The 7,455-nt window shown below is 59.0% G+C and carries 9 protein-coding genes and 4 pseudogenes; 6 read left to right on the top strand and 7 right to left on the bottom strand.

Features of this window, described 5'->3' with window-relative positions; genetic code table 11:
- Window positions 1-801: 801 nt before the first annotated feature.
- A complete protein-coding gene (locus tag NKI85_RS36980; RefSeq protein WP_352528456.1) occupies window positions 802-1,311 on the bottom strand; it encodes a hypothetical protein in 510 nt (169 codons plus the stop codon).
- An 80-nt stretch (window positions 1,312-1,391) separates the two neighbouring features.
- Between NKI85_RS36980 and NKI85_RS36975 the strand changes: the two genes are divergently transcribed.
- On the top strand, window positions 1,392-1,619 hold the full coding sequence (locus NKI85_RS36975; RefSeq protein WP_352780780.1) for a hypothetical protein: 228 nt from the start codon (window positions 1,392-1,394) through the stop codon (window positions 1,617-1,619).
- A 30-nt stretch (window positions 1,620-1,649) separates the two neighbouring features.
- Here the strand turns inward: NKI85_RS36975 and NKI85_RS36970 are convergent, their stop codons facing one another.
- The 3 genes from NKI85_RS36970 to NKI85_RS36960 all read right to left on the bottom strand — a co-directional run bounded on the left by NKI85_RS36970 (window position 1,650) and on the right by NKI85_RS36960 (window position 2,470).
- Entirely contained in the window at window positions 1,650-1,811 is a 162-nt protein-coding gene (locus tag NKI85_RS36970; RefSeq protein WP_352528377.1) for a hypothetical protein, read from the bottom strand.
- 31 nt (window positions 1,812-1,842) lie between these two features.
- Window positions 1,843-2,019 (bottom strand): hypothetical protein, encoded by a 177-nt coding sequence (locus NKI85_RS36965; RefSeq protein ID WP_352528379.1) that lies wholly within the window; start codon window positions 2,017-2,019, stop codon window positions 1,843-1,845.
- 238 nt (window positions 2,020-2,257) lie between these two features.
- Window positions 2,258-2,470, bottom strand: a complete 213-nt coding sequence (locus NKI85_RS36960) for a DUF982 domain-containing protein (protein WP_352528381.1) — start codon at window positions 2,468-2,470, stop codon at window positions 2,258-2,260.
- 1,074 nt (window positions 2,471-3,544) lie between these two features.
- Here NKI85_RS36960 and NKI85_RS36955 point away from each other — a divergent pair.
- Complete coding sequence (locus NKI85_RS36955; protein ID WP_352528383.1) at window positions 3,545-3,670, top strand: hypothetical protein; 126 nt, start codon at window positions 3,545-3,547, stop codon at window positions 3,668-3,670.
- A gap of 203 nt (window positions 3,671-3,873) precedes the next feature.
- Here the strand turns inward: NKI85_RS36955 and NKI85_RS36950 are convergent, their stop codons facing one another.
- Window positions 3,874-4,074, bottom strand: a complete 201-nt coding sequence (locus NKI85_RS36950; RefSeq protein ID WP_352453889.1) for a hypothetical protein — start codon at window positions 4,072-4,074, stop codon at window positions 3,874-3,876.
- A 92-nt stretch (window positions 4,075-4,166) separates the two neighbouring features.
- On the opposite strand from NKI85_RS36950, the pseudogene NKI85_RS36945 reads away from it, so the two are divergent.
- Window positions 4,167-4,770, top strand: a pseudogene (locus NKI85_RS36945) (protein-L-isoaspartate(D-aspartate) O-methyltransferase); the annotation flags it as partial.
- Between the two features lie 674 nt (window positions 4,771-5,444).
- Here the strand turns inward: NKI85_RS36945 and NKI85_RS36940 are convergent.
- Window positions 5,445-5,784: pseudogene (locus NKI85_RS36940) on the bottom strand (transposase); the annotation flags it as partial.
- Between the two features lie 97 nt (window positions 5,785-5,881).
- Between NKI85_RS36940 and NKI85_RS36935 the strand changes: the two are divergent.
- Window positions 5,882-6,067: a hypothetical protein gene (locus NKI85_RS36935; protein ID WP_352450409.1), complete on the top strand. Its 186-nt coding sequence runs from the start codon at window positions 5,882-5,884 to the stop codon at window positions 6,065-6,067.
- A 2-nt stretch (window positions 6,068-6,069) separates the two neighbouring features.
- On the top strand, window positions 6,070-6,300 hold the full coding sequence (locus NKI85_RS36930; RefSeq protein WP_352528385.1) for an RNA-binding protein: 231 nt from the start codon (window positions 6,070-6,072) through the stop codon (window positions 6,298-6,300).
- A 495-nt stretch (window positions 6,301-6,795) separates the two neighbouring features.
- Here the strand turns inward: NKI85_RS36930 and NKI85_RS36925 are convergent.
- Window positions 6,796-7,164: pseudogene (locus NKI85_RS36925) on the bottom strand (transposase); the annotation flags it as partial.
- A 58-nt stretch (window positions 7,165-7,222) separates the two neighbouring features.
- Here NKI85_RS36925 and NKI85_RS36920 point away from each other — a divergent pair.
- Window positions 7,223-7,348: pseudogene (locus NKI85_RS36920) on the top strand (IS6 family transposase); the annotation flags it as partial.
- Between the last annotated feature and the right edge of the window lie 107 nt (window positions 7,349-7,455).

Raw genomic sequence — 7,455 nt, 5'->3', positions numbered from 1 at the left:
GCCGGCGGCTCAATCGTCCTGTCGCTCCAACCGGCGGTTGGTGGACGCGTTGCCGCTGTTGCGCTTAGGGTTGGTTACGGTCCGCGCTCACTTGGCAAGCCCACCCCCCGCATCCCCCCGCCTGGTGCAAAGCGTTTGATCGGTCCCGCCGTTCTGGCAGTGCGGCGGGACTTTTTTGCGGTCCAGGTGGAGCATCGGCGCGCGGGGAAGGCGCGGTGCACGCAGCACCCTTTTCTCATCCAACGTACGTCGGTGGCGCGCTGAAGGGTCTCAAACGTCGGTCTGCCGCCGGAGCTCAACTAGCTGGACTATTGCTCGACCGGAAGCGGCTCGTGCTGCGGCTCAGCGTGATGGAACACCTGTCCAAGATCGCGCGCGTCGAACGTTTGGCCGCAGACTGGGCAGTAGACGAAGTGCTTCGATTCGTCCTCTACCGGCCCGTCATGCGGCCTGCCCTCATAGCCTGTCGCGATGTTGTCGGTTCTAATCCGGGGCAACGACAAGTCACAGGAGCGGAAGAAGCTCGAACGCCGAGGCTTTACCCCAAGCCAGATCAACGCCGAGATCAGCCGCTATGCGACGGCGATCAGCCGCATCCTTCGCTCTCAAAAGCAATATGGCTCAACACCGGATAGTGCCGCATGAGCGAGGGAGCGAGCATATCCGTCCGCGAAGCGGAACGGAGTGGGGGTGTGGGGCCCCCGCCCCCACGTCTTCCTTATGTTGGCGCTAACGCCGCGCGCGCGATGGCAGCAACATGCAGCGACCAGTAGCGCTGTCCGCCTTGGTAGGTGCGAGCGTTCAGCGCGGTTGGTATGCTGCGAAGACGTAACCTTGCACCTCGACTAAGGCGATCGGTCCTTTGGGAACAGTGCCGTCGGTATGGAAGATCGCATCGGCACTGTCCTTCCAGCCCTGATTGAAGAGGCCCGTACGCGCAACGATCGCCTTCAAAGCCAAATCGTAGGTGATAGGCTGGTCGCGCAGCCACGGTCCGAACTCGCGATGAGGCACTGACGGCGTCCGGGTGCTCGCGACGTCCTGCCTCAACCGCGCAAGCGCGTCATCATCGCCGGCGAGCGCCATAGCCAAACCGGGAGCGCTTATTCTCCACGGAGCACCGGGCATTGTCTGGTTTTGAAGACGGTGCTTGATCACCAGCCGCCTGAGTGTGTCTTCGCTTACGTTGTAGTCGTGCCTGAACAGATCAATGGCCCTCTGGACCGTGATCGCCTCTGCCCGTGGGACGTAGAGCGGCCGAAGCCGTTCGCCTGTTTCTGGCGCTGTTTTGACAGGGAGCGCATTGGTCATTCGGCCCATCGCGCTTTTCTGCGGCCCGCCGTTTCGCCCGACATCAGGGAACGATATCGCCCCCCATGTATTAGAAACCCATGGACACTATGGAAACCCACGGCCACGGGATGGCGGCCGATCTTTTGACATCGGAAGTTGCCAATGCCAGGCAGCGCATCCACCGGACCGAGCTCGCGCTTCAACGCAGTGAAGAAATGCTGGCCGAAAATCTCGCGCTGTGCAGCAGGATACGAACTGCGGTCGAGGCCGCAGACCGCTTGGTGAAGATCGATCCCGCCAGCTTTGAAGGACGTCGTGCGGGTTGAACTGGGCCGGCGTTTCATTCGTCGCGACCTTCAGGCCACCCGGCGCCACCGCTCGCGCTCAAGCACGGCGGCAACCAGGTCGACAGACGGCGAGCGCGGCTCATCGTGCGCGGCCTGGTGCTCGGCGAGGAACCTGTCATCGGGCATGCGCTCCACTGCCTCGGCGACATGCGCTTCGACTGGTCGATCCAAGCGGCGGCGGAACGAAATGCGTCAGCTTTGGTCATCCGGGACCGAATAGTCTCATTTGCCGATAGCGATCCCTCGTGAGGCGCCGGAGGTGCACATAGAGGATGCCGGCAAGGGCATGCCCCTGATGAACGCGGCCGCGCAGCTCATTGACGATTGCCATGTATGCGCCGAGCGGGATCGCGTCGAAAACCTCGAGCACAGCAGCCATGTCTTGCTACACCAGATCCGGACAGGCCCGCGGCTAGTCCGAGACGGCCGGTCAAGCTGCTTTCCTCAATCAGGGCATGGTTGCCGCGGCCGTCAGATCTCTACGTCGAACTCGCCATAGAGCGAGTCAACTCGCGTCGGCGTCTCCGCATGATCGACGCACGATGTTTGCACAAATGTAACGGCCGCTGCAAGAGTGATGCACGATGGACAGTGGTGGGGCACGCATTGACGAGATGTCAAGCGTTCAGGATTTTCGCTTCCTTGGCGGCGCTGAGAAATGCCACGCGCGCTATCTCCGGTGCGCTGCCGCCGCCGAGCACTTTCATGCACGCCATGCGAGTCTGGATGCGGCGCCCGGTTTCTCCAATGGGCCAGCGGTAAAGCAGCATTTCGGCGGCTTCGCGGGTGCTCGAAACACTGACTTTGCCCGAGGACAGCAAAACGGTCACGGGCTCTTCGAACGTGCCGACGTCTCGTTCGCAGGTCATATGCTGGTCTCCTTTCGCAATCGCCCCAAGACCTTACGGGTGAACCATCCGTTCCGTTGCGTCACGTTTGTCCCGGTGGGCGAACATTCTGTGAGGATGGGACCTCGTCCAGAGCGCGGGCTTGATCGCTCAGACTAGACTCGCCAACGCGTTGCGGTCCTCAAATGGCGAGAACCGTCCTTATCGTTACGAGCCCGCTATGCCTTGGTCAGTTGCCGGCGCTGAGATCGGAGACCGAAGTCAATACTCATTTCTGGGGATGTCCCTTTGCAGTTAATTATGAGAATCGCATGTCAATCATTTCAGTTGGTTAGCTGTGCGCTTAGTTTGAAAACGTGCACTTAATTTGATAATCATACCGGGCCATTCGCATTTAATGTGAGAAGCAGCGTCGGCAACGTAACGGGGTCGAATTTCCCAAGACAGGGTATGAAAATTCAAAGAATTCATGACCTTCACGCTGATGCGATTGCAGTTAAATTGAGAATCCGGGCTGCCCCATTCTCGCAATTAATTGCCAAACCTAACCGAAGCGACCGCATTCTCATCATTAACTGCCAAGCGACACTACGTTGCAGTATCGTCGGTTGAAGTCGGAGCGTTGAAAATTTATCCCTCACGCACAGTTCTCGAATTTACGATCCTCGTTCTTTTGCTACTCATGGCGTATCGGATCGCCTATCTTGTTGCGCGGAGTATATAAGCGCGTCCAAGAAATGCAGGGCCGGCGCCAAGGGGCAAGCGCCCATAGGAAAGCCCGCTGCCGGTTCGACAGCGGGCTTACAGGACACCCTTGGAGTGTGCGGCTACATCCACGACCACACACGATCATAATCCACGATGAGCGGATAGTTCCCGACAATCTCCACCGGCCCGACTGCATCAGTGATTTCTAATAGTTGATGCTTGCGGCAGGTGGTGCCCTCCATCGCCTGCCGAAGATCGGTGTCCTCCGATCGGCCCGCGTGAAGTCATGTCGAAAAGGCTGTAGGCCAGCGCAGAAAGCAAATCGTTGGCGACTGTTGGCAGCTTCGCATGGATGCTGATCACTACAGCGACGCTCATCCCGGCGAAGAGCGAATCCAACTTGTCTTGGATTTCAACGATGACGTTGAAGAGGTGATGATCGCTGCCGGTATCGATGAAGAGAAAGCGGCTTAGCTACATTTCTTCCAGCGCGCCGCAGCTGCCGTTCTGGCAATCTCAGAGCGCTGTTCTGGCGTGAGTGCTTTGAGGCGGCCTTGCCACCGATAAGCCCGCCCTTGCGGGCACTGGCGAGTGGCTTTTTGTCCTCAGTCTCGCCTGTCGCCAGATCGACAATCGACTTCGCCAATTGGTTTGGGTCGCGCGGGCGCTTGGGGGGTTTAGGTCCGGTTGGCAACGTCATCCCCCTCCACGGCACGCTCAAGATCATACAGTTCGGTCAAAGTGCCGTCGCTGGCGTAAATGCTGAATTTGATATTGCCCGCTTTGAGTTCGCGCGCTTGGCTTACGACCTGCCTGCTGGACAAGTCGTTGATCACTAGGACGTTCGGCTCCTTGCCAAGTTTTATGGAATAACTCACCGTCCTGCTTCCCATGCGTTTCGCTAAGCATATAGGAGTTCGGCCCGAACCGCGACAAGCGCGGCGTCAAATTTCAAACTGACCCACTACCCGATCTTGCAAGCGAAGAACTCGGCAAGGCGACGCTCGATGAGCGGGTGATGGCCGCGATGCGGCGGGTGCCGCGGCATCTCTTCGTTCCAGCCCCGGTCGCCCCTTATGCCTACCAGGACATGCCGCTGCCGATCGGCTTTGATAAAACCGTCTCGCAGCCCTTCATCGTCGCTCTCATGACCGATTTCCTTGCACCGCAACCGCACGAGGCGGTACTCGAGATCGGCACCGGCCTGGGCTACCAAACCGCAATTCTCGCGGAGCTCGCCGGGCAAGTTTGGAGCGTCGAAATCATCGAGGAATTCGCAAGCCGTGCGGAGGCTCTCCTGCAGGAGCTAGGCTTATCCAATGTCGGCATTCGTGTCGGAGACGGGTCTCGCGGCTGGCCCGAGCACGCCCCATTCGACAAGATCCTGGTCACGGCGGCGGCTGAGCAGACACCGCCGGGTTTTCTGAAGCAACTCAAGCCGGGGGGGACGGCTGGTTCTGCCTTTGGGATCTGAAGAAGCACAGTTTCTGACTATCATCGACAAGGATGCGGCAGGGCAGCTCGGGACTCGGAAACTCATCCCGGTTCGGTTCAGCCGGCTCGAAACGGTCTAATGAGGGGTGCGGCTGCGCGGAGCCGTGCTGGAAGATCAGGATAACGCGCGCCGCATCGATCACACGGGCGCTGAATGGCATCGCCGATCTTTTGACGTCCATGCCCGCTACTCGTGGAGCACGCCTGCAGCCACCGGTCGCAGCCGCTGGCGATCATGCCGGCGCGGTCGTATTGCGCGCTTCTCAAAGACCCTTATCCAGCCTACTGTGTGCCTACCAGAGGGCAAATGGGTCGCTGATCTGGGAAATGACGGCCAAAGGCTCAAGGAATTCGCCCAGTGGCCAACACGTGGCGGGCAGGAGGTAACGATGGATCTCAAGGACAGGCGCATCTGGTACGGCGTGGTAGCCGTGATCGTGGTATTGGTCGTGATTGCGTATGCGGCTGGTTGGTTTGGCGGCACACCGATACCAGCGCCGCAGCAGTGAGAGCGATCGTCATTCTCGCTTGGTGGCAGCTGACTGGTCAGTCTCTAAAGGTCGAAGGAAGGGATCCGTGATCGGCTGTTACGCTGGTTCGGCTACCATCCTGACGACGCACAGCCTGGACCGTTTTTGAGCGCAATCCGCAACACTCCGCCATCGGGCCGGGTAACTTCGACAATGGTTTCGACGCGGACAAACTGGGGACTGTCAGGATTCTGTGCGCGAGGCCGGTTTCGTCTTTGGCTGACGAACCTTTCGCCGAAGACGACGGCGAACTGGACCTTTGCCTCGAACCATTCGCGCGGCGGTCGTTTCCATTCCTCGGCCGCATGGTTCAAGACCAGATATAGCAGCTTCATGGCCGCGTCGTCGTTGGGGAAGTGTCCACGTGTTCGAACGGCGCGGCGCAGCTTCGAAATCAGGCTTGTCGATGTCATCCGTCGTGTAGATGATGCGGCGCACGCTTTCGGGATAGGCGAAGAATGGCACGACGTGTTGCCAGTTGCGCCGCCAGCTCTGAGTGATCGCAGGATATCGCTGGCGCCAGAAGCCGACCTCGAACTCCTCCAGCGCCTTCATGCCGGCTTCGGGTAGTGTCTCAGTTTGAAATAATGCGGAAACGCCTATCGCGTTTTGATCCTCTAGGCGAAAGCGCCTATGCTTAGCGCAAAGCATGGGAGCAACAATGGCCTACACTGTCATCTGGTACGGAAGACAGAGCATTGTGGACAAGGAGTTTTTCGACTCCGAGAAGGCCGCGAAAGACCATGCAATCTCCATGTTCCAGACTCGAAAGGGCGACGATGGGATCGTATCCGTTGAAGTTCGCAAGGACGATGGAACTGTCGTTTTTAGCCATGCGGAGAACTAGGAATGCCTAAAGGCCAGAAGCGCCCCGCCGACGTGATCGGCAATGCCGTCCGCGTCATGCGCATTGCGACTGGCGAGGAAGCCGACGACCTGATTGACGACGGCAAAGACCCTGCCGCGAAGGCACTCGGTGCGAAGGGCGGAAAGAAGCGCGCCGAGAACATGACGCCAGAGCGGCGGGCCGAGATCGCGAAGAAGGCGGCGGAAAGTCGCTGGCGGCACCGCTCCGAATAATTTCCGGAATATTTTTCTTGATTTTGTCGTCGAGGCGTGAAGCGCGCATTGCTCGGGACGTAGAGGCGAAACTCAAAGAGCAGGAAAAATCTGTGCGCCTTCGGGAGAGAATCCCGATTGGTGGCGTTCGATTAGGCGTGGGTATCGCCGACGAAAAGCAGGTTCGCACAGGCTGGGTCCGTGTTCTCTACGAAAATGACTTTGACATGCGAGAAACCGGATCGGAAACATTCGTGGTCATGGGGTGTCCCTCGGGATTGGTCCGATGGCGATTGGGACGGCCTTATTCTTCCAAAACTAGCTGAATGGGCCAAGCTGACTTGGGGGGAGATTGACCGCCCATCCTCGGATTCCGGCCATAAGATGTATCACAACATGGACACGGCAGAGATTTGCGACGAAGCCCAATATCGAATGGTTGAAATCGAGCGTTATGCAGACGTGATTTTCCGGTTCCGCCTTGGGAACAAACGTCGGCTGTGGGGCCATCGCATAGTCCAGATGGCCGCGGATCTCGCGCACGCTCATGCCGCGTGCATACATTGACACGATCTTGGCGTCGAAATCGGGAAAGCGGCGCTGATACCTGGCGATCAGCTTCGGGTCGAAGGTTCCCGCCCGGTCGCGCGGAATCGACAGCGTCATCTTCGATGTGCCGGTCAGCACCGTCTTCGTCGAATGGCCGTTGCGTCGATTGGCGCCGCCCTCGGCGCGTTCGTCCTTGAGGTGCTCGTCAAGCTCGGCCTTCAATATCCGCTCCGACAGCGCCTTCTTCAGGTCGTCCAGCAACCCGTCCTTGGCAAACACCTCATTCGGATCGCGGCCCGCAAGCAGCTGGTCCAGAAGTTCCTTCTCGATAGCCATGTGATGATTCTCTCCTTTCCATCATCATGACCTCGCGCACAGAATTCCTGACAGTCCAGACAAACTGCGATCCTGCGGAGTAGCCAGGCGCCAGGTCATGCCGGAAGTCGTACACTGGAGCCACAAGGGCCCCAACGACCGGGCGGAGAACTCGCATCGGCCCGGCCTTCAGCGGTTTCGAAGCTCATCTGCCACTCGCTTGATCCCGCTGCCCCGGCCAGCAATGGGGCTGGGGCAGTCCAGTACAGACTCTGCCCATCGATCACCTCGATCGGCACGGACTCCAGACCG

The organism is Mesorhizobium sp. M0571 (assembly GCF_040320985.1).
Taxonomy (GTDB): domain Bacteria; phylum Pseudomonadota; class Alphaproteobacteria; order Rhizobiales; family Rhizobiaceae; genus Mesorhizobium.
The sequence above is the reverse complement of the archived record's forward strand: the minus strand, read 5'-3'. Positions and strand labels throughout refer to the sequence as shown.

Excerpts from the sequence above, each read along its gene's own strand:
- NKI85_RS36980 (WP_352528456.1), bottom strand. The coding sequence starts at position 1,311 with ATGACCAATGCGCTCCCTGTCAAAACAGCGCCAGAAACAGGCGAACGG.
- NKI85_RS36975 (WP_352780780.1), top strand. The coding sequence starts at position 1,392 with ATGGACACTATGGAAACCCACGGCCACGGGATGGCGGCCGATCTTTTG.
- NKI85_RS36965 (WP_352528379.1), bottom strand. The coding sequence starts at position 2,019 with ATGGCTGCTGTGCTCGAGGTTTTCGACGCGATCCCGCTCGGCGCATAC.
- NKI85_RS36955 (WP_352528383.1), top strand. The coding sequence starts at position 3,545 with ATGGATGCTGATCACTACAGCGACGCTCATCCCGGCGAAGAGCGAATC.
- NKI85_RS36935 (WP_352450409.1), top strand. The coding sequence starts at position 5,882 with ATGGCCTACACTGTCATCTGGTACGGAAGACAGAGCATTGTGGACAAG.
- NKI85_RS36930 (WP_352528385.1), top strand. The coding sequence starts at position 6,070 with ATGCCTAAAGGCCAGAAGCGCCCCGCCGACGTGATCGGCAATGCCGTC.